The sequence below is a fragment of the Croceifilum oryzae genome (genome assembly GCF_030814315.1).
GTDB classification, from domain to species: domain Bacteria; phylum Bacillota; class Bacilli; order Thermoactinomycetales; family Thermoactinomycetaceae; genus Baia; species Baia oryzae.
The window spans coordinates 1-26,835 of the sequence record NZ_JAUSUV010000006.1 but is presented as its reverse complement, the minus strand read 5'-3'; the positions used below and the strand labels follow the sequence as shown (position 1 = coordinate 26,835).

Annotated in this window: 26 protein-coding genes; 20 read left to right on the top strand and 6 right to left on the bottom strand. The window is 42.7% G+C overall.

Annotated features, from left to right (window positions below; genetic code table 11):
* Position 1: 1 nt before the first annotated feature.
* From J2Z48_RS07420 to J2Z48_RS07410, 3 genes are all read left to right on the top strand, one after another.
* Positions 2-721, top strand: coding sequence for a class I SAM-dependent methyltransferase (locus J2Z48_RS07420; protein ID WP_307252328.1), 720 nt, complete (start codon positions 2-4; stop codon positions 719-721).
* A complete protein-coding gene (locus tag J2Z48_RS07415) occupies positions 702-1,634 on the top strand; it encodes a glycosyltransferase family 2 protein (protein WP_307252325.1) in 933 nt (310 codons plus the stop codon). Before J2Z48_RS07420 ends, J2Z48_RS07415 begins: the two co-directional genes overlap by 20 nt.
* Positions 1,635-1,790: 156 nt before the next feature.
* A complete protein-coding gene (locus J2Z48_RS07410; protein ID WP_307252323.1) occupies positions 1,791-3,320 on the top strand; it encodes a YifB family Mg chelatase-like AAA ATPase in 1,530 nt (509 codons plus the stop codon).
* A 1-nt stretch (position 3,321) separates the two neighbouring features.
* Here the strand turns inward: J2Z48_RS07410 and J2Z48_RS07405 are convergent, their stop codons facing one another.
* From J2Z48_RS07405 to J2Z48_RS07390, 4 genes are all read right to left on the bottom strand, one after another.
* A complete protein-coding gene (locus J2Z48_RS07405; RefSeq protein ID WP_131847313.1) occupies positions 3,322-3,582 on the bottom strand; it encodes a hypothetical protein in 261 nt (86 codons plus the stop codon).
* Positions 3,583-3,684: 102 nt separating this feature from the next.
* Positions 3,685-4,656 (bottom strand): superoxide dismutase, encoded by a 972-nt coding sequence (locus J2Z48_RS07400; protein ID WP_307252318.1) that lies wholly within the window; start codon positions 4,654-4,656, stop codon positions 3,685-3,687.
* Positions 4,657-4,800: 144 nt separating this feature from the next.
* Entirely contained in the window at positions 4,801-5,559 is a 759-nt protein-coding gene (locus tag J2Z48_RS07395) for a TylF/MycF family methyltransferase (RefSeq protein WP_307252316.1), read from the bottom strand.
* Positions 5,560-5,703: 144 nt separating this feature from the next.
* Positions 5,704-6,021 carry a DUF2627 family protein gene (locus tag J2Z48_RS07390; protein ID WP_307252313.1) on the bottom strand — a complete coding sequence of 106 codons (318 nt, stop codon included), beginning with the start codon at positions 6,019-6,021 and terminating at the stop codon, positions 5,704-5,706.
* A gap of 130 nt (positions 6,022-6,151) precedes the next feature.
* Between J2Z48_RS07390 and J2Z48_RS07385 the strand changes: the two genes are divergently transcribed.
* From J2Z48_RS07385 to J2Z48_RS07350, 8 genes are all read left to right on the top strand, one after another.
* Positions 6,152-8,212, top strand: a complete 2,061-nt coding sequence (locus J2Z48_RS07385; protein ID WP_307252311.1) for a sigma 54-interacting transcriptional regulator — start codon at positions 6,152-6,154, stop codon at positions 8,210-8,212.
* Between the two features lie 199 nt (positions 8,213-8,411).
* Positions 8,412-9,332 carry a phosphate butyryltransferase gene (ptb, locus tag J2Z48_RS07380; RefSeq protein ID WP_370872905.1) on the top strand — a complete coding sequence of 307 codons (921 nt, stop codon included), beginning with the start codon at positions 8,412-8,414 and terminating at the stop codon, positions 9,330-9,332.
* A gap of 21 nt (positions 9,333-9,353) precedes the next feature.
* The gene (locus J2Z48_RS07375) at positions 9,354-10,448 is read left to right on the top strand and encodes a Leu/Phe/Val dehydrogenase (RefSeq protein ID WP_307252308.1); all 1,095 of its coding nucleotides are present in this window, start codon (positions 9,354-9,356) and stop codon (positions 10,446-10,448) included.
* A gap of 29 nt (positions 10,449-10,477) precedes the next feature.
* Positions 10,478-11,560 (top strand): butyrate kinase, encoded by a 1,083-nt coding sequence (gene buk, locus J2Z48_RS07370; RefSeq protein WP_307252305.1) that lies wholly within the window; start codon positions 10,478-10,480, stop codon positions 11,558-11,560.
* Between the two features lie 18 nt (positions 11,561-11,578).
* Positions 11,579-13,003 (top strand): dihydrolipoyl dehydrogenase, encoded by a 1,425-nt coding sequence (gene lpdA / locus J2Z48_RS07365; protein ID WP_307252303.1) that lies wholly within the window; start codon positions 11,579-11,581, stop codon positions 13,001-13,003.
* A 62-nt stretch (positions 13,004-13,065) separates the two neighbouring features.
* Positions 13,066-14,004 carry a thiamine pyrophosphate-dependent dehydrogenase E1 component subunit alpha gene (locus tag J2Z48_RS07360; RefSeq protein ID WP_307252677.1) on the top strand — a complete coding sequence of 313 codons (939 nt, stop codon included), beginning with the start codon at positions 13,066-13,068 and terminating at the stop codon, positions 14,002-14,004.
* A gap of 14 nt (positions 14,005-14,018) precedes the next feature.
* Positions 14,019-15,002 (top strand): alpha-ketoacid dehydrogenase subunit beta, encoded by a 984-nt coding sequence (locus J2Z48_RS07355; protein WP_307252300.1) that lies wholly within the window; start codon positions 14,019-14,021, stop codon positions 15,000-15,002.
* A 39-nt stretch (positions 15,003-15,041) separates the two neighbouring features.
* On the top strand, positions 15,042-16,367 hold the full coding sequence (locus J2Z48_RS07350) for a dihydrolipoamide acetyltransferase family protein (RefSeq protein WP_307252297.1): 1,326 nt from the start codon (positions 15,042-15,044) through the stop codon (positions 16,365-16,367).
* A 499-nt stretch (positions 16,368-16,866) separates the two neighbouring features.
* Here J2Z48_RS07350 and J2Z48_RS07345 read toward each other — a convergent pair whose 3' ends face one another.
* On the bottom strand, positions 16,867-17,061 hold the full coding sequence (locus tag J2Z48_RS07345; RefSeq protein WP_307252295.1) for a hypothetical protein: 195 nt from the start codon (positions 17,059-17,061) through the stop codon (positions 16,867-16,869).
* A 101-nt stretch (positions 17,062-17,162) separates the two neighbouring features.
* On the opposite strand from J2Z48_RS07345, the gene lipB reads away from it, so the two are divergent.
* On the top strand, positions 17,163-17,894 hold the full coding sequence (gene lipB / locus J2Z48_RS07340; RefSeq protein ID WP_307252293.1) for a lipoyl(octanoyl) transferase LipB: 732 nt from the start codon (positions 17,163-17,165) through the stop codon (positions 17,892-17,894).
* Between the two features lie 57 nt (positions 17,895-17,951).
* Here lipB and J2Z48_RS07335 read toward each other — a convergent pair whose 3' ends face one another.
* Positions 17,952-18,137 (bottom strand): hypothetical protein, encoded by a 186-nt coding sequence (locus J2Z48_RS07335; RefSeq protein WP_307252292.1) that lies wholly within the window; start codon positions 18,135-18,137, stop codon positions 17,952-17,954.
* 351 nt (positions 18,138-18,488) lie between these two features.
* Here J2Z48_RS07335 and J2Z48_RS07330 point away from each other — a divergent pair, with 351 nt between their 5' ends.
* The 8 genes from J2Z48_RS07330 to J2Z48_RS07295 all read left to right on the top strand — a co-directional run.
* Positions 18,489-20,126, top strand: a complete 1,638-nt coding sequence (locus tag J2Z48_RS07330; RefSeq protein WP_307252290.1) for an acyl-CoA mutase large subunit family protein — start codon at positions 18,489-18,491, stop codon at positions 20,124-20,126.
* A gap of 25 nt (positions 20,127-20,151) precedes the next feature.
* Positions 20,152-20,595 (top strand): cobalamin B12-binding domain-containing protein, encoded by a 444-nt coding sequence (locus J2Z48_RS07325; protein WP_307252287.1) that lies wholly within the window; start codon positions 20,152-20,154, stop codon positions 20,593-20,595.
* Complete coding sequence (gene mce, locus J2Z48_RS07320) at positions 20,592-21,011, top strand: methylmalonyl-CoA epimerase (RefSeq protein WP_307252285.1); 420 nt, start codon at positions 20,592-20,594, stop codon at positions 21,009-21,011. The genes J2Z48_RS07325 and mce overlap by 4 nt, the downstream gene beginning before the upstream one ends.
* Before the next feature lie 11 nt (positions 21,012-21,022).
* Positions 21,023-22,567, top strand: a complete 1,545-nt coding sequence (locus J2Z48_RS07315; protein ID WP_307252676.1) for an acyl-CoA carboxylase subunit beta — start codon at positions 21,023-21,025, stop codon at positions 22,565-22,567.
* Between the two features lie 204 nt (positions 22,568-22,771).
* On the top strand, positions 22,772-24,703 hold the full coding sequence (locus tag J2Z48_RS07310; protein WP_307252284.1) for an ABC transporter permease: 1,932 nt from the start codon (positions 22,772-22,774) through the stop codon (positions 24,701-24,703).
* 28 nt (positions 24,704-24,731) lie between these two features.
* Positions 24,732-24,947 (top strand): NINE protein, encoded by a 216-nt coding sequence (locus J2Z48_RS07305; RefSeq protein ID WP_307252282.1) that lies wholly within the window; start codon positions 24,732-24,734, stop codon positions 24,945-24,947.
* A 121-nt stretch (positions 24,948-25,068) separates the two neighbouring features.
* Positions 25,069-25,851 carry an FkbM family methyltransferase gene (locus J2Z48_RS07300; protein WP_307252281.1) on the top strand — a complete coding sequence of 261 codons (783 nt, stop codon included), beginning with the start codon at positions 25,069-25,071 and terminating at the stop codon, positions 25,849-25,851.
* A gap of 133 nt (positions 25,852-25,984) precedes the next feature.
* On the top strand, positions 25,985-26,835 hold an 851-nt coding region (locus tag J2Z48_RS07295), incomplete at its 3' end, for an alpha-helical endospore appendage domain-containing protein (RefSeq protein WP_503128543.1).

The following is a 26,835-nucleotide window of genomic DNA, read 5'->3' as shown; positions in this document are numbered from 1 at the left end:
TTTGGCACATAAATCTTCGTACTATTGTCCATGTTGTAAGAATCACATTTCACAATTTGTTCCTTGGCCTGCTGGTTTTTTTGAACCACAGTCGTTTAAATTGGAAAATTGGAACCCCAAAACAGGAATTTGTTCGATATGTATGGCGATGGATCGTGAACGGCTTTACGTATGGTTTATGGAACGAGAAACCGATTTAGTAAGGGCGAATGTAAGTGTTTTGCATATTGACCCTGAAAAAAATGTAAAAAATAGGCTTGATACATGCTCGAATCTCCAGTATGTGTGTGGTGATTTGAAACCTCTAGACCCGTGGACCAAGGGAATAGATGTCACGAATCTTTATTATGAGGATCAATCATTTGATGTTGTTTTATGCAGTCATATACTCGAGAATATTTTGGATGATGGTAAGGCGATGAGAGAGTTGTACAGGGTGATGAAAGTAGGCGGCTGGGGGATTATGCAAGTACCGCTGGCGACTAATATCAAGATGAGTTTTGAGGATGAGCGAGTCGTAACTCCAGAAGATCGGACTAGAGCTTACGGTCATCAAGATCATGTGCGAGTATATGCGAAAGAAGATTATATACAGAGACTCGAGTCAGTCGGTTTTAGAGTCGAATTGTACAATATTGCAGAGAAATATTCGATCGAAGAAACACATAAATTAGGACTTTCTAAAGAAGATAATCTGTATATTGTACATAAAGATGCGTGATCGTTTTCCTAAAGTAAGTGTTTTAATACCTGCTTTTAATCGTCCTCATTATCTAAGAATAGCATTGAATAGTGTAATAGCTCAGACGTACCCAAATATAGAAATCATTATCGGTGATGATAGTACCGATAATGGAGTAGAAGATCTGGTCAGGCCTTATTTAGAGGTCTATGATCATATTAAGTATGTTCGAAACGAAGAGGCAAGTAGAAGCTCATTCGGCCTTGCCAATATGCTACATTTGTTTGAGATGGCTACTGGAGAGTTTATTAACTTTCTAAATGATGATGATTTTTTTCATCCGGAAAAAATCGAGAAAATGGTGGACTCCTTTTTCCGCTATCCCAATGTTAAATTAGTTACTTCTTATAGACAAACAGTGGATGAAGCTGGAAATGCATTTCCTACAGTAGCAGGTTTATTTAGCCAAGATACACTTATTAGCGGCAAGGAGCTCGGAAGACTGATTCTTCAAAATGCTACTAACTATATAGGTGAACCGACGACTGCGCTAGTTAGAAAAAGTGATCTTACAGAAGGCTGGGCAAAGTATGGTGGGATTCAGTATCTTTTATTTAATGATGTAGCTACCTGGATGATTTTACTTTCCCGAGGGGACGCAGTATATATAGCTGAACCATTAAGTTACTTTCGGATTCATCCAGGTCAAAATCAGGTAACCCTAACAGGATTAGCATTAACGGGTGTAGCCGAATGGGCGAGCTTTGTGGTTACTTCCTTTGAAAGTGGATTTACTGAAACAATAAAGGAATACCAAAATGATCTTAGACAATGGAACAAGATCTGGAGTAATGATATTCCTAAGATAATCGCAAACGAAGAGATTCCATTTATCTCAAAAGATATGCGTAACAAATTCATGAAAGCAGTAGAAGATCTTTCTAAAATATGATGATGTAGCTTATAACTCCCCTTTTCCTATTATGTAGATGACTATTGAGATAAGAGTCATCTTTTTTGTGTTTCATGAGAGTAGATGAGCAGGATTAATGTCAAAAGATGCCGAATGATTACCATATTATGGAACAAATGTTTGGGGGCTAATTATTTGTATGCAAAGATCTATAGTGCGTCGGTATTAGGAATCCATGGTTTTATCGTGGAGGTTGAGGTAGACATTAGTAATGGATTACCTGCTTTTGATATAGTGGGTCTTCCTGATTCAGCTGTTAGGGAGTCCAGAGAGCGGGTTCGGGCGGCCGTTAAAAATAGTGGAGTAAACTTTCCCTTACAGCGTATTACGACGAATCTAGCTCCAGCGGATATTAAAAAGGAGGGAGCCAGCTTTGATCTAGCGATTGCGATGGGGATTCTGCTAGCAAGTGATCAAATGGTTGGGACAAGTGTAGAGAAAACGATTTTTTTAGGTGAACTGTCTCTAGATGGATGTTTACGCCCCCTCCAAGGAATTTTGCCGATGGTGATGTGTGCAAAGGAACAAGGTTTTAACAAGGTATTAGTGCCTACTGCTAATTACCCGGAAGCCTGTTTAGTAAATGGAATTGAAATTATCCCTCTACAGACACTACGAGAGTCAGTTGAATACTTAAAGGGAGAATGGCATCCAGGTGCTGTGGAAATCGCTACAACAATCGAACAAACGAAATCGACTCAACCGGATTTAAAAGATGTCCAAGGACAGCAGCATGTAAAACGAGCGATGGAAGTCGCTGCTGCGGGCGGGCATAACTTGATGTTAATTGGACCTCCTGGTTCTGGGAAGACGATGCTTGCAAGACGAATTCCTAGCATTCTGCCCTGTATGAATCGTCAAGAGTCTCTAGAAGTAACGAAGATCTATAGTATCGCTGGTTTGCTATCAGAAAGGGGGAAACTTGTCCAAGAACGCCCTTTCCGCTCTCCTCACCATACTGTTTCCTCTGTTGGAATCGTAGGAGGCGGACTGATCCCAAAGCCGGGGGAGGTCAGCTTGTCCCATCGAGGTGTTTTATTTTTAGACGAACTGCCCGAATTCTCCAAATCGGCATTAGAGGTTCTTCGTCAACCTCTAGAAGATAAAGAAGTTACTCTTAGTAGATCAAAAATAACGTTGTCTTTTCCATCTGATTTCATGTTGATTTCATCTATGAATCCTTGTCCATGCGGATTTTACGGGTACGAGGAAGATCGAAGTTGTACATGCACCGCTCATCAAGTACAAAGATATCGCTCTCGTATCTCGGGACCTTTGCTTGATCGGATTGATCTGCATGTGGAGGTACCTCGAGTAAACTTTGAGACGATATCTTCTAAGGCTGTACCTGAGTCATCAATGGAGATCCGCTCAAGAGTGAATCAAGCGAGACAAATTCAGCAAGAACGATTTACAGAATCGGAAACGCTTTGTAACAGTAGCATGGTACCTGCTCAAATTCGAAAACATTGTGAGCTAGATCAAGATGGAAAAGGACTATTACATCAATCATTTGATCGACTTGGATTAAGTGCACGAGCGCACGATCGAATTTTAAAGGTAGCACGTACGATTGCAGATCTTGCAGGTGAAGAGAAAATCCAGATAGCCCATGTGGCTGAGGCGATTCAGTATCGGGCACTGGATCGGAAGTTTTGGGGTTAGGTTATTTGGCTTTGACCTTTACCCATTCATTCCGATACAACAGAAGACGGTACTCTTTTCTAGCAGCTTGGAGTGTTTCAAAAATCCTAACTCCTTCTGCATAGTTTCCAATGCCCATCGCTTGTCGATAGGATCTCTCGATGGGTGCTACTACTTCCTGAAAGTAGTAATTGGCTCGATTTGTAAAATGAGATTTTTTGGGTCGTGCGACTTGCTGTTCACTTGCTGGGGTATTTTTGGCCTTTGAACCCTTTTTTGCCATGCGTATACGCCTCCTGCAATGTCAAACTAATAGATCTAGCTAATGGTCTATCCTATATTTATGTTATAAAAATGATAAATATTGTTATTTTTATCACGATTTTTAAGTAGAGTTACGCGCTTGATAAAAGCGGCTCTTTACCGCATCCCAATTGACAACGTTCCACCAATGCTTAATGTATTCTTTTTTGCGATTTGGATATTTGAGGTAGTAAGCGTGCTCCCAGACATCCAGACAAAGAAGGGGAACACCATCCCATTGGGAGAGGCTTTGTTGTTTTTCGATTTGTAGGATTTCGAGCCTTACAGTACGAGGGTTCCAAACAAGGATGACCCAGCCCCCTGTTATTTTTTCGGCTACGGTAGAGAAATGGCTTTTAAAAGTAGAAAATTTCTCGAAATCAGTCTGAATTTGCTTTATGAGTGATCCTGTAGGTACTCCACCACTGTTTGGTTTGATACAATCCCAAAAAATCGTATGTAGATAGTGTTCTACGCCGTTATAGGCGGCTTCTCGCTCCCAGTACTTTATTTGATCAAAGTTATGAGCCTGACGGGCTTTTTCGATTTCGATTTCAGCTGTATTTAAGTCATCTACGTATTTTTTGTGGTGCTCACTATGATGAATGCGCATAGTTACTTCATCAATGTAAGGTTCTAATGCATGGTAGGGATAAGGGAGAGAGGGGAGTTGATGTTGACCCATTGGAACTCGTTGGATTGTGGGGACAGTGTTGCTTACTCTGGATGTAAGAAAGTTATTGTTCGCATACATAGGGGGTTGAGTATGGTTGCCGTTTGTTTGACGGGTTTGAAGGTACCTCTCATATTTGTTTTGGGCATTTAGGACCTTATGGAAATAAGCATCCAGTTCGCCAATGGACGAATGAGGGCTACTAGCCATTTGTTCAATTTGGCGATAAGCGGTTTCGATCGCTGTTAAGTGCTTGATTGAGACATCATCGTGCTCAGTAAGATCTCTCTGATGTTTTAGCCAATGTTGATGGATTCGACAAGCATTGATAATCCACGTTTTGATCCAATCAAACACGTATACATAATAAGGGTTGTTCATAAGGTTGCTCCTTTTCCATCTCTGTTCTTATGTGTATGTTTGGAAGAAAGGGAGCATGTATGGCAAGTGGAGTACTAATAAAAGAAAAACAAACAAAAACAAGAAGAACAAAAAACCTTCTGCGTTTCTGTTTGTTTTAGCTGGTTATTTTGTTTTTCTCCAGTAAACAGCATATTGATCAACCGGTTTCACTTCGTCATGGATACCTAACCGATTTCGAAAATCTTGTACTGCGGCTCTACATAGATCAATATTGAAATCATCAATAATGATATAGCCACCTACAGAAACCTTATGATACAAGCTGGATAAACTTTCCCATGTGGAAGAATACATATCCCCATCCAGCCTAGCTATAGCAATTTTTTCGATAGGTGCGGCAGGAAGGGTATCTTTAAACCACCCCTTTAAAAAGACTACGTTATCATCCAGTAGGCTGTATTTTCTAAAATTATCTTGAACTTCTTCTAAAGACACTCTTAAGTAGTCCATAGTATGGAAGGTTGAATGTGTATCGGCTGGATAATTTGGATCAGGGGGTGGTAGACCTTCAAAAGAATCAGCAACCCAAACTTTTCGATCTGTGATGCCGTGTGCTTCTAAAAAACCGCGCATAAAAATGCATGAGCCACCTCGCCAAACACCTGTTTCAATAAAATCTCCCTCTATGTTCTCTGCCTTGACTGACTCCATGCATTGTTGTAAGTGATCCATTCTTTTTCTGCCAATCATACTGTGAGCAATCGGAGGCCAATCGATGCCAGATTGTCTCATTTCCATGGTTGGGTGAAATATGATGTTGTCTGGATGTTGATAATTTTTTTCATGCTCAATCCATATTTCAAATAAGATTGCTTTTTTTAGTAGCTCTAAGTATAGATTTTCAGCACTATTTTTTTTCATTTCTTCTCCTCCTTCTTTTTAAAACTATGAATATGAAGGAAACAATATGAGTGAAAAATGTGAAGCGCATATCTATCAACAAGGTAGAGAAAAAAGTATGCTATCTGGAAATGTGAATCATTTCTAGATAGCATACTTACATTCTTATACTTTATCGAGGAATTCTGGTTTTTTATAGTTAGGGTCTTGTTTTTGGCGCTCTCGTTCAGCGCGTTCTTCAGGAGTTAAAAACTTGGGGGAAATCCGATTATTTTTTTTATCACGGTAAAAAATAAAGCCGCCGATAATGTATAAACTACCTACTAATAAAAGCAAACCCCAGAGAAAGCGAAGCCATCCAAAGCCCTCACCAGCAGCAGAATAAAAGATTACCTCGCGAATTTCGGTCCAGCCGTAAATTCCTGCGACACCAGGCAGACATAGGATGACAATGGCGACGATACGTTGGTAGATGGGTTTCATAAAAAAAACCGCCTTTCGTTTTTCCAAGTGTTATGTTACCTTAAATGCCAAGTGATTACTAGTCTGTATGTGCAGCTCTCTGTGATAAGATAGGCTGAAAGAGGGTCTCGGACGGGAAAGGGGCGAATCTATGCAGAAAGTGCTGATTGTGGGTGGAGGAAAGGGCGGAGCAGCTCTTCTTCGCACTTTATCGGACGTAGAGTTTATCGAAGTGATTGGGATTGTTGATTTATTACCTTCTGCACCAGCTATTGGAGAAGCGAAGCGTAGAGGAATCGCTACTGGAACCGATATGAATTCATTTTTAGAGCTCATGCCAGATGTGGTGATCGAGGTAACGGGCGATTCTACGGTGTATGATCAGATTAACTCATCAAAATCAAAGAAAACCCTTCTTGTATCAGGAGATACGGCTAACTTGATGGTGCAATTGGTTGAAGAGAAGGAAAGTTGGTTCCAAGCTTGGATTCAGCGACAAAAAGAGCTAGAGGCGATTATCGATTCTACCCATGATGGGATGATTGCGGTAAATGCTCGAGGAGAAATTACCATTTTAAATGCTTCAGCAGAAAAAATGTTGAAGGTACATAGAACAGAATTAATTGGGATGCCACTTCGTGAGGTGGTTGGACATACTCGCTTAGAAGAAGTACTACGGACGGGAGAATCAGAGCTAAACCAAACGTTTCAATTACCGAGTGGGACGGAGATTGTCACGAACCGGGTTCCAGTGAAAAATCATGAAGGCAAAGTTATGGGAGCAGTGGCTGTTTTTCGTGAGGTTAGTGAATTACAACATTTTATCCAAAAAATTATGGATCTAGAGGATATGAAAAGCTATTTGCAAGCGATCATTGACTCATCTGATGATGCGATTTCCGTTGTAGATGTGAATGGGATTGGTTTGTTAATTAATCCAGCTTATACAAGGTTAACAGGGCTTCAGCCAGAGGAAGTCATCGGGAAGCCTGCGGAGGTAGACATCTCAGAAGGTGCGGAGAGCATGCATATGAAGGTGCTTCGAACCAGACAGGTGGTTCGAGGTGTACAGATGGAAGTAGGACCTCATCGTAGGGATGTGATTGTGAACGTAGCTCCGATTATCTTACAGGGTGAATTAAAGGGAAGCGTGGCCATTGTTCATGATACCTCAGAACTAAAACAATTAACGCAAGACTTAGAGCGAGCACGAAGCATCATTCGAAAGTTAGAAGCAAAGTATACATTTGATGATATCATTGGTGAGAGCGAGCAGATGCAAATCGCGATGCAACTTGCTAAGCAAGCGGCGGACACTCGTGCTACTGTGCTTCTACGCGGTGAATCGGGAACGGGAAAAGAGTTGTTTGCGCATGCGATTCATAATGCGAGCAATCGGAAATATAACCAGTTTATTCGAGTAAACTGTGCTGCTTTGTCCGAGTCATTATTAGAAAGTGAGCTATTTGGTTATGAGGAGGGAGCTTTTACAGGAGCAAAACGGGGTGGGAAAAAAGGTTTATTTGAAGAGGCGAGTGGGGGCACTATATTCCTAGATGAAATTGGAGAGCTTCAACCAAGTATCCAAGCGAAATTGCTACGTGTCTTGCAAGAACGTGAAGTGATTCGGGTAGGTGGAACCAAGTCAATCCCAGTGGATGTCAGGGTAATAGCGGCCACGAATGTTTTTCTGGAGCGGGCGATGGAAGAGAAGAAATTTCGAGAAGATCTTTTTTTCCGCTTAAACGTATTCCCGATTATGATTCCTCCTCTCCGCCAACGTGATGGGGATTTAGAGCTTCTGGCGATCCACCTCATTCGAAAGTTTAATCAAGAGTATGGACGAAATGTGCGTGCGATTTCTCCTGAGGGCATTCAGCTCCTATCTCAATATTTGTTTCCTGGTAATGTAAGGGAATTAGAAAATTTCTTAGGACGAGCTATGATTCATATGACGGTACAAGAGCAGAAGTTAGCCCCGGAACATCTGCCAAAATTTGAATTTCAACGAAATCAAGTCGATTATGTTGTTAAAGAAGAGCTTGTTGATGATTTGAACAGGCCCCTAAAAAATTATTTAACGGATGCAGAAAATCGCTATGTTACACAAATTTATCAGGCTTGTGGACAAAATAAGACCCAAACAGCGAAACAGTTAGGAATCTCCATACGAAGTTTATATTATAAATTGGAGCGCGCAGGTATTACGTAAAATATTTCTTGCAATTTTTTGCATGTAAAAACGTGCGTTTTTGCAAAATAATGCAGGATGTGTAGCAGTCATTTATGCCATTCCTTTGTTTTATAGAGTTGGCATTGTTCTTGCATATTAAAAGGATGACTAGCGGCTTCCGATTCGTTTTATTAAATTACATTTAGCCACTTAGTTGGTCAAAGAGGTGTAGGACATCATGGAAATGTTAAAAACGTTTGAGCAAGTAGTGAAGTATGCAGAATCTCTTCCTTCTGTAACCGTAGCAGTCGCGGCAGCAGCCGATCAAGAAGTATTAGAAGCTGTGCTAGATGCTAAGAAGCATCGAATTGCCGACTTTTTATTGTTTGGGGATGAAGAGAGGATTCGCTCGATCGGCTTAAGAATTGGTCTGGATCTGGCGCCAGGGGAAGTAGTACATGCTACCTCGATTGCTCAAGCGTGTTTATTGGCAGTGACGGCTGTTAGTGAAAAGCGTGCAGATGTACTGATGAAGGGTATGGTGCAAACCGCTGACTTTCTTCGTGCCGTATTAAATAAAGAAAAGGGCTTGCGTGCTGGAAAGGTACTAAGTCATGTTGCTTCGTTTGAAGTTCCTGGCTTTGATCATCTGATCCATGTGACAGACCCAGCGTTAAATGTGGCTCCTGAATTAAAGGATAAAGTACAAATTCTAGAAAATGTAATTGATTTTTGTCATTCATTAGGTTTGCCGGAACCGAAAGTAGCGGTGCTCGGCGCAGTCGAAGTCGTAAATCCTTCTATGCAACCGACTTTAGATGCAGCGGCCTTGTCTCAGATGAATCGCCGCAGGCAAATTAAAGGCGCGATTGTAGATGGACCTTTTGCACTCGATAACGCAGTATCGGTTGAGTCTGCTGAGCATAAAGGCATTCACAGCCCTGTAGCAGGTAAAGCAGATGTTTTATTAGTTCCTGACATTGAAGCAGGAAATATTCTTTACAAATCGATGGTTTATTTTGCAAAGGCGAAGATTGGCGCGCTCGTACTCGGTGCTAAGGCTCCGATTGTGTTAACATCACGAGCTGATTCCGCTGAAGCAAAGCTCTATTCGATTGCAATGGCTGTATTACAAGCCGACCATTTCAAAAAACGGTAATAGTTGAAAGGGGATAGTCTAATGAAACTGTTTGACTACATGGAGAAATATGATTATGAGCAAGTCGTAGTTTGCCAAGATAAAAATTCTGGATTAAAAGCGATTATTGCGATTCATGATACAACACTCGGACCTGCACTTGGTGGTTTGCGCATGTGGACATATGCTTCGGAAGAAGAGGCTTTTGAAGATGCACTTCGCTTAGCGAGAGGTATGACGTATAAAGCAGCAGCAGCGGGCCTTAACCTTGGCGGTGGGAAAACAGTTTTAATTGGAGACCCTAAAAAAGATAAGAGTGAAGAATTATTCCGTTCACTAGGTCGTTATATCGAAGGATTAAACGGACGTTATATTACGGCTGAGGATGTTGGTACGAACGTGGAAGATATGGATCTCATTCACTTGGAAACGAAGTATGTGACGGGGATTTCTCCAGCATTCGGTTCTTCAGGGAATCCATCTCCTGTAACGGCTTTTGGTGTTTATAAAGGGATGAAAGCAGCAGCGAAAGAAGCTTTCGGATCTGATTCTCTAGATGGTCTTGTCGTAGCTGTTCAAGGGGTTGGAAATGTAGCTTACAGCATGTGTGAATATCTCCATAAAGAAAATGTAAAATTAATCGTTACGGATATTAATGAAGAAAACGTGCAACGGGCCGTAAATGATTTTGGTGCGATTCGTGTCTCTCCAGAGGAAATTTACGATGTGGAATGTGACATCTTTGCTCCATGTGCTTTAGGTGGAATCATTAATGACAACACGATTGAACGTCTGAAGTGTAAAGTAGTTGCTGGCTCTGCCAATAACCAATTACGTGAAGATCGCCACGGTGACATGCTAGATGCACGTGGAATGGTATATGCTCCAGACTATGTGATTAACGCAGGTGGATTAATTAACGTTGCGGATGAGCTATTAGGATATAATCCAGAGCGCGCGATGAAAAAAGTAGAAGGCATCTATGACAACATTCTACGTGTATTTGAGATTGCGAAACGTGATGGAATTCCAAGCTATCAAGCGGCTGATCGTATGGCAGAAGAGCGGATCGCTTCGTTGCGCCAATCTCGTAGTACCTTTTTACAAACAGAGCGTCATTCGCTCAATCAACGATAATATGTTCGGGATTGTTAGGAGTGTTAGAAGTGCATGAAGTCTTACGGGTTCTTACGATAAACCCTGGATCTACCTCGACCAAAATAGGGGTATTTGATAATGAGAAACCGATCTTAGATATTACCTTACGCCATAATGCAAAAGAGTTGGCTCAATTTCCGGAGTTAGTTAGTCAATACCCCTTTCGTAAACAAGTGATTTTAGATACATTGGATCGAGAGGGTATGAATATAACCCGATTTCATGCCATTGTTGCTAGGGGGGGCTTATTACGCCCTATCCCTGGTGGTACTTATGCTATTAATGACACGATGCTAGCGGATTTGCGATCAGGTCGCTATGGAATGCATGCTTCCAATCTAGCAGGATTGATTGCCAGTGACATTGCCGATCAATTACAGATCCCTGCGTTTATCGTCGATCCTGTGGTTGTAGATGAACTCCAACCAGTGGCGCGAATCTCAGGTGTCCCCGAAATCGAACGTCGTAGTATTTTCCATGCGTTAAATCAAAAAGCAGTTGCACGTCGTGTAGCGAAAGAGCAAAATAAGCGTTATGAAGAAGTAAATTATTTGATTGTGCACATGGGTGGCGGAATTACAGTAGGAGCCCATCAAAAAGGGCGCGTCATCGATGTAAATAACGGACTCGCAGGAGAAGGCCCTTTTTCACCAGAGCGTGCGGGTACGCTACCTGTGGGTGACTTAGTAGCTCTTAGTTATTCGGGGAAATACTTTGCGAGTGAGATTATGAAGATGATCGTGGGCAAAGGTGGATTAATGGGGTATCTAGGAACGACGGATGCACGGGAAGTAGAAGAGCGGATTCAAGAAGGAGATACAAGAGCCAAACTCGTATATGAAGCTATGGCCTATCAAGTAGCGAAAGAGATTGGGGCGTATGCCGCTGTATTAAAAGGGGAAGTAGATCAGATCATTTTGACAGGTGGCTTGGCCTATGGACAACTCTTTACCTCGATGATTCAAGAGCAGGTAGAGTGGATTGCTCCGGTTAGCGTTGTGCCGGGTGAAGATGAGCTACAAGCTCTTGCAGAAGGTGCTCTTCGTGTGTTACGTCAAGAAGAAGAAGCGAAACAATATCCACCACAGTAAAAAGGAGACGAGAAGAGCATGGCAGAAAATTATGATCTCGTAGTCCTCGGTGCGGGTCCGGGCGGTTATGTCGCTGCTGTCCGGGCTGCGCAACTAGGAATGAAAGTGGCTGTAGTCGAAAAAGAAAATGTGGGTGGAGTATGCTTACATAAAGGTTGTGTCCCAAGTAAGTCTCTCCTGCGAAGTGCCGAAGTATATCACGAAATGAAGAATAGTGAGAGTTATGGAATCACAGCGGGTGATGTCCAACTTTCCATGAATTTAGTACAAAAACGAAAAAATGAAATCGTTTCCCAGCTTCATAAAGGAGTCGAAGGACTTCTTAAAAAGAATAAAGTAGACGTTTATCAGGGATTTGGTCGCATTTTAGGTCCTTCTATCTTTTCTCCTATGCCAGGTACGATCTCGGTAGAAAGAGCAGATGGCAAAGAATCAGATATGCTGATCCCCCAACATGTTATGATCGCAACAGGTTCTCGTCCGCGTACTCTTCCGGGACTAGAGATCGATGGTACTCATATCCTAAATTCCGATCATGCCCTACAAATGGAAACGCTTCCTAAATCGATGATTATTATCGGAGGCGGCGTGATTGGGATCGAGTGGGCTTCGATGCTAAGTGACTTTGGTGTGGAAGTAACCGTAATCGAATATGCGGATCGTATTTTACCGTTTGAAGATGCGGATGTTAGTAAAGAAATGACTCGTATTTTTAAAAAACGAAAAGTAAAAGTAATTACAAATGCAAAGGTTCTTTCCGAAGAAGTAAAGGTAGCAGATGGTTCTGTAACCGTTGTGGCTGAAAAAGATGGAAAAACGGAGACGTTCCAAGCTGAGAAGGTATTTGTTTCAGTAGGTCGTCAGGCTAATATTGAAGATATTGGTTTACAAAACACTTCCATCAAAGTGGAAAAAGGCGTTATTCAAGTAAACGACTTTATGCAAACAGCAGAGTCCCATATTTACGCGATTGGGGATGTAAACGGTGGCTATCAATTAGCTCATGTGGCTTCTCATGAAGGAATTCTAGCGGTAGAGCATATGGCCAGAAATGATGTACATGTCATGGATAGCACAATGGTTCCGCGCTGTACCTACAGCCGACCAGAAGTAGGGAGCATCGGTCTTACAGAGCAAGAAGCAAAAGATCGCGGGCATGAAGTGAAGGTTGGAAAATTCCCATTCCGTGGTGTAGGGAAGTCGCTTGTATTTGGTGAGACGGACGGCTTTATTAAGATGATATCGGATGCAAAAACAGATGATTTGCTTGGTGTACATATTATTGGTGCACATGCGACTGATCTGATTGGTGAGGCTGGACTTGCGAAGGTTCTTGATGCGACGGCATGGGAGATTTCACGAGCGATTCATCCACATCCTACGTTGTCAGAGGTATTTGGAGAAGTAGCACTTGCTGTAGATGGAAAGGCGATTCATGGTTAATTTGAGGGGGGATTTCCTTGAAACATAGAGAGTTAGGGTTAACAGATGAGCAAGCAATTAGTATGTACCGATATATGACATTAGCACGTAGAACGGATGAGCGTACTTGGCTCTTAAATCGTGCAGGTAAGATTCCATTTGTTATTTCTTGTCAAGGACATGAAGCAGCACAAATAGGTGCTGGATTTGCACTCGATACCGAGAAGGATTGGCTATGTCCGTACTATCGCGATATGGGTCTTGTGATGGTAATGGGACAAACAGCTCAAGACTATTTGCTTTCTTCCTTTGCCAAAGCAGAAGATCCAAATAGTGGTGGACGTCAAATGCCGGGTCATTTTGGTGATCATCGTTATCGCATCCTCACAGGTTCTTCCCCAGTAACCACACAAATGGTACATGCTACGGGAATCGCCTATGCAGGAAAATTGGATAAAAAAGATTTCGTCGTTTTAACCACATGCGGAGAAGGCTCTGCGAACCAAGGGGACTTGCATGAGGCGATGAACTTTGCAGGGGTTCATAAACTGCCCGTTATCTTTATGGTACAAAACAACCAGTATGCCATTTCCGTTCCTCTAGAAAAGCAAGTAGCGGGTGGAAGTATCGCTGCACGTGGTGCTGGTTACGGTATGCCGGGCGTTTCAGTAGATGGAAACGATCCACTAGAAGTATATCGTGCTGTAAAAGAGGCGGTTGAGCGTGGCCGTCGTGGAGAAGGTCCAACTTTGGTTGAAACCATTTCTTATCGTCTGGTTCCGCACTCAAGTGATGACGATGATCGTACCTATCGTTCTCGTGAAGAAGTGGAAGAGGCGAAGAAAAAAGATTCGTTGTTCCAATATCGCCAGTACTTACTGGATCATGGCCTCTTAACAGAAGAGTCGGATGCACAAATAGAAGCAGAGATCAAAAAAGAAGTAGATGCTGCTACAGATTATGCAGAAAAGGCAGCCTACCCAGATCCATCAGAAACCTATAAATACGTATTTGCGGAATAGGAGGAACCATCAACATGGCAATCATGTCTTATATTGAAGCAGTAACGCTTGCGATGCGTGAAGAGATGCAACGAGACTCTCAGGTATTCGTTCTAGGAGAAGACGTAGGTGTGCGTGGTGGAGTATTCCGCGCTACGGACGGTTTATATAGTGAGTTTGGAGAGGATCGTGTACTTGATACTCCACTTACAGAGTCTGCGATTGCAGGTGTTGCGATCGGAGCGGCAGCTTATGGAAAGCGTCCGATTGCCGAGATGCAATTTGCTGACTTTATTATGCCAGCTATTAACCAGATCATAAGTGAAGCAGCGAAAATTCGTTATCGTTCTAATAATAAATGGTCTTGCCCAATGGTGGTACGTGCTCCGTATGGCGGAGGAATCCACGGCGCGCTTTATCACTCCCAAAGTGTTGAGAAGATCTTTACAGGGGTACCGGGCTTGAAAATTGTAACCCCATCTACTCCTTATGATGTTAAAGGTCTGTTGAAATCAGCGATTCGTGATGACGATCCGGTTCTATTCTTTGAGCATAAACGTTGCTATCGCCTGATTAAAGGGGAAGTGCCTGCTGATGATTATACGATTCCAATCGGCAAGGCTGACGTGAAGCGCGAAGGTACCGATGTAACTGTTATTACATACGGAATGATGGTTCACTTTGCTCTACAAGCCGCAGAACAGCTAGAAAAAGACGGAATTAGTGTACACGTTCTCGATTTACGTACTCTCGTTCCATTAGATAAAGAAGCAGTTTTAGAAGCAGTTGCCAAGACGGGTAAAGTACTCGTGGTTCATGAGGATAACCTTACAGGTGGCTTTGGTGGCGAAGTATCAGCGATCATCGCAGAAGAGGCATTCTTTGAATTGGATGCTCCTGTACGTCGTCTTGCGGGTCCCGATGTTCCTGCTATGCCATATAGCCCGACATTGGAAAAGGAATTTATCTTAAATCCAGATAAAATTGCCAAAGCAATCCGTGAACTAGCAGAATTCTAAATTTCATCTTGCAAGCAGACGAATTGAAGGAGGATCAGCATGGCAACTGAAATTAAAATGCCTCAGCTTGGCGAGAGCGTCACAGAAGGCACCATTGCCAAGTGGCTAAAGAAACCGGGTGACCCTGTAGCTAAGTACGAAGCAATCTGTGAAGTATCGACAGATAAAGTAAATGCAGAGGTTCCTGCTACGTTTGAGGGAACGATGGTCGAAATCGTGGCAGGGGAAGGAGAAACCGTAGCAGTTGGAGAGATTATCTGTAAAATGGCAGAAGAAGGCGCGGAAGTAACAGCGGCTCCAACTACTCCTGTTGCAGAAGAAGCAAAACCTGAGGCAACGAATGCTTCAGCTCCAGCTCCGGCAAAGGTAGATGTATCTGCTAAACGTGGCTCTGGCAGTGGACGTTTTTCTCCAGCGGTTTTACGTCTATCCCAGGAAAATGATATCGATCTTACTCTTCTTACCGGTACAGGTGCAGGTGGTCGAATTACTCGGAAAGATATTTTGACGGCTATTGAGCAAGGGATTGGCAAGGTAGGAAGTGCTCCTACTCCTCAGGTGATTTCAGTGGATGAGCCAGTTGTAGCACAGGTACCTACTGTTGATGTGGATACAGCACTTTCTACGACCCCCCCAGCTAGCAAACCAGCTATGGGAGTCGTCACAGAAGAAGGCGATATCGAGATCCCTCTTACCAGCGTGCGTAAAACCATTGCCAGCCGTATGGTACAAAGTAAACACGAGGCGCCACATGCATGGACGATGATGGAAGTCGATGTAACCGGTCTTGTTGAACTTCGTAACAAGATGAAACATGATTTCAAAGTTCGTGAAGGCGTATCGTTAACCTTTATGCCATTCTTCATCAAAGCAGTTAGTGATGCTTTGAAGGAATTCCCGGTTATCAACTCCATGTGGGGTGGAGATAAGATCATTCAGAAAAAACGGATCAATATCTCTATCGCAGTGGCAACGGATGATGCGCTTTATGTGCCTGTGATCCCAGATGTGGATGAGCTTTCCATCTTGGGACTTGCTAAGAAAGTGAACACCTTAGCCCAGAAGACTCGTGCTGGCAAACTAGATTTAAGCGATCTGCAAGGTGGAACGTTTACGGTTAATAATACAGGTTCTTTTGGTTCTGTTATGTCCCAACCGATTATTAACCAACCACAAGCAGCGATTCTGTCTTTTGAAGCGATTGTGAAGCGTCCTGTGGTTATGAATAATATGTTTGCTGTACGCGATATGATGAACATCTGTATGTCGTTGGATCATCGGGTATTAGATGGTCTAGTGGCAGGTCGTTTCTTGGCACGTGTGAAAGAGTTATTAGAGGAATATACGGTTGACTCAACTTTTTAATATAAGGGTTAGTTACTGACGATGAACAGGTGCTCTGAGTAGGGGTGCCTGTTCATGTATGTCATGCAAAATACTTTCAAGTAAGAAGTGATGGGGCTGGTTGGTGGATGAGAGCAGGGAGTGTCTATTCGATACCTGCTCAGATACCGATCCCGCAGAGATGTGAAAAGCAAGTCCGCTCCGCCATCCTCCGCTGGGGCAGGTGCAAAACTCGCAAAGAGCGCTCAAACAAGTTGCACCAAAAGCGCCCCATGCTACGGATAGCTACGCTAGGTAGGATCGCTAACATCGCATGGTATCGAACAGACACTCCCTACTTCTTACACAAGCTTTGTAGTTTTTGAAGGTCTGTTTGGCTGAATAGCATTAACTATCTTGATTTCTACAGTGGATTTCCCCTGTATTATTAATTACTGTGGTTACAAGAAAGGATTATAGGTAAAACGATTCTTGATAAAATGTTAGAGGAACAGGGACAATGTATCTGATCACTGCGATGTTAGTGGGCCTGCTTAGCGTAGTCCTTCGAAGCAAGGGCGTTTTGTGGCAATGTTTGAGCGCTCTTTGCGAGTTTTGCCACTTGCCCGAAGCATCGATAGACGGAGCGGACTTGCTTTTTACATCCTCGCAGGCTCACTATTTGAGCTGTGGTCGGATACATTGCCCCGGGACTCTGATTCATCAACAAGCCCATATCTGAGCCTTCACAGACACAACAGGTCTACTCTTATGAACTTATGGTACAATACGGTACATATCACACAAAACGAACCACCTTACTAGGATGTGAGCAACATGTTTGAAGTACAACGATTAGGTCTCATTCCATACCAAGAAGCATGGGATCTACAAAAAAAACTCGTACACGAAATCGACCACGAAGGGCTTCCGAGCCAACTCTTGCTATTAGAACATCCTCATACCCTTACACTGGGGAGAGGGAGTCACATAGAGAACCTACTATTCTCTAAAGAGCAATATGCTGAGATGGGCATGGACCTCGTTGAGATTGATCGCGGTGGGGATGTTACGTATCACGGACCGGGTCAGTTAGTGGGCTATCCTATTTTTGACCTAGCCACACAGGGAAATGATGCACACGCCTATCTACGCCAATTAGAAGAAGTCCTGATCATTGCACTACGTCGCTTTGGCTTACAACCAACACGAAAAGAGCCATACACCGGGGTTTGGATTGGGGAAGAGAAAGTGGCGGCTATTGGGGTAAAATTTAATCGTGCTCGTACACGTAAAGGATATATTACCAGTCATGGATTTGCACTAAATGTAAACAGTGATCTTCAGTTTTTCCAGACCATTATCCCATGCGGCATTCAAGAATATGGAGTTACTTCTCTTGAAAAACTGCTGGGGAAAGAAATCGATCTCTCTCTCGTAATGGATTATGTCATTGAAGCGGTGGAAGAAGTATTTGATTGGAAAGCGAAAGATGAGAGGCGTTTATCATCCTATGTTGTAGAGGATGAAGAGGACGTACTCAGTTGGATTCGAAGAGAGTATCAGTAATGTATCATGTAATGCAAAACCTCCACTTCATGTTCGAGTGGAGGTTATGTAATAAGTTTATAAACCAACAAACAAGTCATATACGGACAATGCAGTTACAAATAAAGTTGCGGCTGCAAATCCACCACCTAGGATAATTCCACCTTTATTGCCGGTTCTCTTGTTAAAGAGGAATCCACGTACTGCGAGTACACTGATGATTACCATAATAGGTACCATGAAATATTGCCAGAATACGGACATACATAACACCTGCCTTCTGTTTATCACAAAACCATTATCCATGTGAAGGAAAACCTATAGTAGGTCCAGTTGAAAATACACGTATTATTGTACCCAATGGACTCATGATTGTCTATGGCTTCACAAACTTTGATGGGTACTCCTGTTATGTTTCTCTTTCTGATATAGTAAAAAGGATAGCCTAAACGAATCAAATCTAGTCGCATTTAAAATCAGGATACTTCTCTTATGAAATATCAGAATGCATGATATTATAAGAAGGGTAACAATACATGTAGGATTATAAATGGAGTAACTTCTTAATAAATCTTGAAAAACTTGTAAAGTGGAAGCGTATAGGAGGGAGTTACGATGACACATCAAGATCGTCATAATTCATGGCAACAAAAAGTAGAGAAGGTACGTGCAAAGGCACCTGAGCGTAAGCCTTTTTTTGCAACACATTCTGAGATTGAGGTGGAGCCACTCTACTACCAACATGTAGATGATGTAGACGAAAAAGTAAGTTTTCCCGGGGAATATCCATATACCAGAGGCATTCATCCCAATATGTACCGAAGCCGTCTATGGACGATGCGCCAGTATGCTGGATTTGGTTCTGCAACGGAGACGAATAAGCGTTTTCGTTATTTATTAGAGCAGGGACAGACTGGGTTAAGTGTTGCCTTTGACCTGCCAACTCAAATTGGTTACGATTCCGACGATCCAATGTCGATTGGAGAAGTGGGAAAGGTCGGAGTAGCGATTGATAGCTTAGAGGATATGGAGCGATTATTAGCCGGAATTCCCCTCGATCGAGTCAGTACATCGATGACGATTAATTCTTCTGCCTCTGTACTCCTTGCAATGTATATTGTCGTGGGAGAGAAGCAAGGCGTTCCTGCTAGTCAGATAACAGGAACCATCCAAAATGACATTTTAAAGGAATATATTGCACGTGGTACCTATATCTATCCTCCGAAGCAATCTATGCGTCTCATTACGGATGTATTTGCATACTGTACGGAGCATGTGCCGAAATGGAATACGATTAGTATCAGTGGATATCACATTCGTGAAGCAGGATCTACCGCTGTGCAAGAAGTGGCGTTTACGTTAGCCAACGGGATGGCGTATGTACAAGCAGCGATCGATGCTGGGCTAGAGATAGATAAATTTGCTCCGCGGTTGTCATTTTTCTTCAATGCCCATAATAATTTCTTTGAAGAAATCGCTAAATTCCGCGCAGCACGCCGAATTTGGGCGGGGATTATGAAAGATAAATTTGGTGCTAAAAATGAGCGTTCTTGGCAATTACGTTTTCATACGCAAACAGGTGGTTCGACGTTAACGGCACAACAGCCCGATAACAATATCGTTCGTGTCACGGTACAGGCATTGTCTGCTGTGCTAGGTGGAACTCAAAGCTTACATACAAATTCGCGTGATGAAGCACTTGCATTGCCTACGGAGGAGTCGGCGCGCATTGCCCTTCGAACGCAACAAATTCTTGCGTTGGAAAGTGGTGTTGCAGATACAGTAGATCCATTGGGCGGGTCCTACTATGTAGAGGCACTTACCGATGCGATGGAAGAAGAGACGAATCGCTATCTAGAGAAAATCGAACAGCTAGGCGGTGCGGTGTCTGCTGTGGAACAAGGATTTATGCAACGTGAAATTCATCGGGTGGCACTGGAAACCCAGCGGAATATCGAAAATGGAACGGAAATCGTAGTGGGCATGAATCAATATCAGATTGAAAATGAAGTCCAGCCTGAGTTACTACGAGTTGATCCAGAGCTTGGAAAGAAGCAAGTCGCTGATTTACAAGACTTACGCTTACGACGCGATAATCAGGCAGTAGAGAAATGCCTTGCGGCCTTGCAAGAAGCCGCTTCTGGAACAGAGAATCTAATGCCGTTTATTATTGATGCGGTGCGAAATTATGCGACTGTGGGCGAAATTTGCCATACGATGCGAAAAGTGTTTGGAGAGTATCAACCATATTGATTCGTTTGAAGGAGGATTGCCTACTATGTTGCGTCCAATACGGATATTAATCGGGAAACCGGGCCTAGATGGTCATGATCGTGGAGCACTTATTATTGCACAGGGGCTACGTGATGAGGGAATGGAAGTAATCTATACGGGTTTACGACAATCCCCTGCCCAAATCGTGGCGATGGCGATTCAAGAAGATGTGGATCTGATTGGATTATCCTGTTTATCAGGAGCTCACATGGAGCTATTTCCAGTGGTTGTAACATTACTAAAAGAACAAAAAGCAGATGATATTTTGGTTTTTGGGGGAGGCGTGATCCCACAAGAAGATATTCCGATCTTAAAGCAACAAGGAATTCGGGAAATCTTCACTCCAGGGACAACGATTCAACAAACGGCACAATTTATTCGTCAATTGATGAAGGAAGAAAAAGGCTGGGAGGGTTCATTAACTAACTCCGGAGGTGCCCAGCTGTGAAACCCAAAAAGATTAGTCATATTGGGATCGCGGTTCGGAGCTTAGAAGAGAGCATCCCCTTTTATGAACAGCAACTGGGTCTTCCTCTTACTTCGATCGAGGTGGTCGAGAGTGAGCAAGTAAAAGTAGCCTTTTTCGATATCGGTGAGAGTCGCATTGAATTGCTGGAGCCGACTGCTCCTACAAGTGCGATTGCTAAATTCATCGAGAAACGTGGAGAAGGACTTCATCATCTCGCGTTGGAAGTAGCCGACATTCGCACATGCCTGCAAAACCTGCGAGAGCAGGGAACCAGACTAATACACGAGGAGCCAAAGGCCGGAGCCCATCAGATGCAAATTGCCTTTTTACATCCTAAATCAACCCATGGAACACTCATGGAACTTTGCCAACAGACCCTTGCTGAAACGGAGTGATCCTTGTGGACATGCATACGAAAATCAACGAAATGTACGAGCGACGTCGTAAGATTGAAATGGGTGGAGGAGAAGGACGGATTAGGGCCCAGCATAAACGTGGGAAGCTGACAGCTCGAGAGAGAATCGATCTTTTGCTCGATGGAAACACGTTTGTAGAGCTAAATCCATTTATTGAGCACCGTTCCAGCCACTTCGATATGGATCAGATGGAGGCACCTGGAGAAGGTGTCATAACAGGATACGGAAAAGTGCACGGCAGAACCGTTTACGTATTTGCACAAGATTTTACTGTGTTTGGTGGCGCATTAGGAGAGATGCATGCTTTAAAAATCTCCCGGATGATGGATTTAGCCGCCCAAAATGGATGTCCGATTATTGGGCTGAATGATTCTGGAGGTGCCCGCATCCAAGAGGGCGTTATGTCTTTGGATGGCTATGGACATGTTTTCTATCGCAATTCGATTTATTCGGGCGTCGTGCCGCAGATTTCGGTCATTATGGGTCCCTGTGCAGGTGGGGCGGTATATTCGCCAGCTATTACCGATTTCGTGTTTATGGTCGAAAAGACGTCGCAAATGTTTATCACAGGTCCCAAAGTAATTGAAACGGTTACTCGCGAGAAGATTAGCTCCGAAGAATTAGGTGGGGCTTCGGTTCATAGTAGTATTAGTGGAAATGCGCACTTCACAGCCGCAAGTGAGCCAGAAGTATTAGAGCAAGTTCGGAAATTATTATCCTATCTTCCATCTCATAATCAAGAGAAACCAGCTAGGCAAGAGTACGAGCAAGTGAAGGATGAATGGGTAGAGGAATTGGCAGAGGTTGTGCCAGTCGAAGGTACGAAGGTTTATGATGTCCGTAAGGTAATCGATCAGTTGGTAGATGATCACTCCTTCATGGAAGTACAAGAGAAATTCGCTCGAAACATCGTCGTTGGCTTCGCCAGAATCGGCGGGGAGAGTGTGGGAATTATAGCGAACCAACCAAAAGTGATGGCAGGTGGACTTGATATCGATTCTTCGGATAAACTGAGTCGCTTTGTTCGATTCTGTGACTGCTTTAACATCCCAGTAATCACTCTGATTGATGTGACTGGATTTTTCCCAGGCGTGAATCAAGAGCATCGTGGGATTATCCGCCACGGAGCCAAGATCTTATACGCATACTCCGAAGCTACCGTACCACGTATCTCTGTCATCTTACGAAAGGCATTTGGCGGTGCTTATGTAGCCCTAAATAGCAAAGGGATTGGCGCAGACATCGTTTATGCTTGGCCGTCTGCCGAAGTAGCGGTGATGGGTCCAGAAGGTGCGGCTAATATTATCTTTAGTCGAGAGATTAATGAGAGCGAGAACCCGGAAGCGGTTCGTCAAGCTAAGATCGCCGAATACAAAGAGAAGTTTGCGAATCCTTATGTTGCCGCTGCGTACGGCATGGTTGATGATGTGATCGATCCACGGGAGACACGTACAAAGTTAATGAGTGCACTAGAGTTACTGCGTGATAAGAAAGACACACGACCATATAAAAAGCATGGAAATATTCCTTTGTAGATCCAGAGAAGATGTCTCTTTATTAGATGGAGACGTCTTTTTTTTATGCTCCTGGAACTACCGTACCCAATCCTTACAAATGTTTAAGGTTCATGTAAGGTAATGTCATTCTCTCTATTTTCCTCTCCTGTTACACTAATTTCATCAACTAAATCACAGAAAACAGTAGCATGTATGAATTGGTTACTACAGGAGGAACGGGACATGAATTTTCGTCAGTTTGCATTTAACAATGTTAAACGTAACTTACGTGCATACTCTGCTTACTTTTTAAGTAGTGCGTTTGCCGTTATGATCTTTTTTACCTATGCTTTATTTATCTTTCATCCGCAGTTAGCAGAATCGGATCTCGGTAAGGCCACACAGATGGGGATGAAAGCTGCATCGTATGTTACATTTGTCTTCTCATTTTTATTTGTCCTTTATTCGATTAGTGCTTTCTTGAAAATCAGGAATAAAGAGTTTGGTGTTTTAACCATTCTAGGAGCACAGCGAAACCAGATTAATAAGCTTATCTTTCTAGAAAATATCTTAATTGGTTTTGGGGCTATCGTGACAGGGATTCTAGGCGGACTTCTTTTTTCAAAGATATTTCTTATCTATGGATCCAGTGTTGTAGAGAAAAACCTTCCCTTTTATCTACCACTTAAAGCAATGGGAATTACAGCCGCATCGTTTGCAGCGTTATATATCGTGATTTCCTTCATGACTCTTTTCTTTATCCGTCAAAAAAGAGCGCTTGAGTTGTTGATGGGGACAAGCAAACCCAAAACAGAACCGAAAGCGCATATTCTACTCGTTCTTTTGTCGATTGGCTCCATTGGATTTGCATACTATCTATTGTACAAGGACTTTGAAAATATTTTCTGGGCCCTTGGTCTTGGGATCATGGGAACTTATTTCTTTTTTACTCAATTGAGTGTGTACTTGATGAGACTATTGAAGAGAAGTCGCTCCTTCTTTTGGAAGGGTACAAGAATGTTATGGGTCTCTGAGATGTCTTATAAGATCAAAGATAATGCCCGGATGTTTTTTATGGTTACGATTGTGACCGCGATGGCTTCTGCTGGAGTAGGGCTTGTTTACTCCTTTGATCAAGATGCGAAAACCCGATTTAAAGAGACACCATTTGCTATTGAATTTAATCTTTTTAAAGAGTATAAAAACTGGGAAGGTGAAATGAAGAAGATTGATCAAGAGCTACAAGGTGCAGGACTCAAGTTTGATAAGGTGATGAGTAAAACGGTGGGTCTTGAGCTTGGTAGTAAACAGTATGTACATGTCATGAAAGAGTCTGAGTATACTCAAATGGCTAAAGTACTTGGGCGAACGGCTCCACAAAAGTTGAAGTCTAATGAGGCTATCTTCCTAGCTAGTGCACTATCAAAGGAACCTGCAAAAGTAAAAGTAGGACAAAAAGTATCGAAATATAATCTCCAAGTCGTAGGTAACATTGAAAAGTCGATAGATTATGCTTCAAAATTGGTGGTAAGTGATGAAAACTATAAACAAATTCTAGCAGATCAAGCAAAAAAAGCAGAGCAAGCAAAAGAAGACGATCGTCCACAGGAAAGTACATCTGTGTATTATCATGTTCCTGCTTGGTCTAACAAAGATTTTCCGACTTCTGATTCAGTTCAAGCGAAACTGAGTAACAAGTTGCAAAAAATGGGCCAAGAGCAGGAAGATAGCTTTATTGACACTCGAGCAGGGATGTATATTGGCTTCCAACAAGCGCGTAGCATATTCTCCTTTATCGGTCTCTTTATGGCAGCAGTGTTCTCCGTTGCTTCAGCTAGTTTCCTATACTTTAAGTTGTATACAGATCTAGATCAGGATCAGCGAATGTATCATATGCTTTCCAAAGTGGGATTAAGCACACGGGATATGAAACGAACCTGTACGATTCAAATTGCGATGTTGTTCTTCATACCGATTGTCGTTGCTGGAGTGGAAGCTGGGATTGGCTTACAGATTTTAAATAAACATATGGGTGGTTTATCTGTAATGGATATGATAACCCCATCCATAATAGGGATTTCGGGCTTCTTCGCAGTCCAGATTATCTACTTCATTATTGTTCGTGCTATTTATCTAAAAAAATTAAATCAAGTTATGATCACCACTGGAAAATAACACAATATCGTAGAGTGGAGGTTACGTAATGAAAAAAGATAAATCGATTGCCTATATTTTATTGATCTTCCTAGGTGGTTTTATCGGATTGCATCGCTTTTATTTGGGAAAAGTAGCAACCGGGATTCTTTACCTACTGACAGGTGGATTGCTCGGGATCGGTTGGCTTTACGATCTATTTACCCTTGGAAGACAAGTAGATGATTATAATATTCGATTTGCATATCGAAATCGAATTGCATAGAAGATTCATTATGAAATGGTGTGATCATTATGATCGCACCATTTTTTTCTATGGGCATGCATGAGTGATATATTTGCGAATAAAAATGTGTATTGTATAAATGATCTAAGGGGTGAGTTTTATGGAGCAGAGTGTATTATCCATCTCGAAGCGAGATGCTCACTTTGACGTACTAGTCAATCAGCGGAATGCTTGGTTATGGCATAGCATGCATTATAATAATTGGGAAGAATATACATTCAATATTTTTGATCGCTTTTTAGATTTGGACCATACCTATTTAGATTTTGGCGCGTTTCTCGGACCTACTGTGCTGTACGCTGCTCACAAGGCTAAGCACGTGTATGCAGTAGAGCCAGATCCAGTTGCTTTTGGAGAATTGAATATAAACGTAAAATTAAATTCACCTATCTCTCCTAAAGTAACTTTAATAAATTCAGCTATATCTGGAAAGACAGAAACTTCACGGTTGTATTCAAGAGGTGCATTTGGTTACGCTGTTTCGAGTCTCATGCCCACCATTTCCGATGACTCATGTGAAGTACAATGTATTACGATAGCTGACTTAATTCACCAGTATCATATTAGAGATGTGAACTTTGTGAAAATGGATATCGAAGGTGGTGAATATGCCTTAATTCCATGTCTGAAGGAATTTTTAGAAGCGGAAAAACCAACTTTCTATGTATCGATTCACGGTCCATTTCTCAAAGAAAACATCAGCCGACTAGGTCTTAATGAAGAGGAAGCTAAAAATCGCTTTGAACAAACAAGTAAAGATGTGCTGAAAGTACTCAGTATGTATAAGTATATCTATGATAATGAAGGAAATTTGTTAGATGAGAATGATTTACGAGACAGAGATTATAATGGAGAGTTTGTATTTACAGACGAACGTTGGTAATACGATCTTATAGGACACCGAGTGATATTTCCATTACTTTTTAATTTTTAAAAGGTTGTGAAATGATTCGTCACACTGGTGGGCGGTTTGAATATCCTAGGCTTAGAAAATAGAAGTTTGGGGAGGTGTGAATATGTCTCAATCTAATATACCTAATATTACCCCTACTATTTCCATTACACGAGACGATGCAGTCAATCTTTTACTATCCTCCATTGCTCTCGAGGAGTTAGGACTCAGTCATATTATTAATGCTGAAGGAGAAAAGCTGCAGTATATTTTAGGAACCTTGCCAGGAATCAGTGCTCCTCAGGTTGCTTCAATCAGTGATTTGCTCTTAATAAACAGCAGTGTTCGAGATACAATCCGTGAAGTGGCGAAGAAAGAGTGGATTTTGCAAGAGAAGTTAGAGACTGTTTTAGAAGCGACTACTAGCATAGGACCACAGGGACCTCAAGGTCCTGTTGGAGCCACTGGCACAGTTCCAACAGGTACAATTCCAACTGGAACTGCTTTATTCCGAGTCCTAGGCAACTCAGGTGCTGATGGAATCGCTCAGATGGCTGTTGGAGATGATCTAAACTTTATATCGACTACATTAAATGTTGATGTAGTACCAGGTTCAGCAAACGTGAGTTTTGAAGTGCCTACCGGAGCGAGTGGACCCTTTGTAGACATCATTATATCAATCATTGAAAACCTGGGTCTTACTGGGATTACAGGAGTCACTGGAGCTATCGGTCCAACAGGTCCAACGGGAGCCTCAGGATTTGCCGGAGCTACCGGGGATATCGGTCCAACGGGCCCCTCAGGATTTGCCGGAGCCACGGGAGACATCGGTCCAACGGGTCCGACAGGAGCCTCAGGATTTGCCGGAGCCACGGGAGACATCGGTCCAACGGGTCCGACAGGAGCCTCAGGATTTGCCGGAGCCACAGGAGATATCGGTCCAACGGGTCCGACAGGAGCCTCAGGATTTGCCGG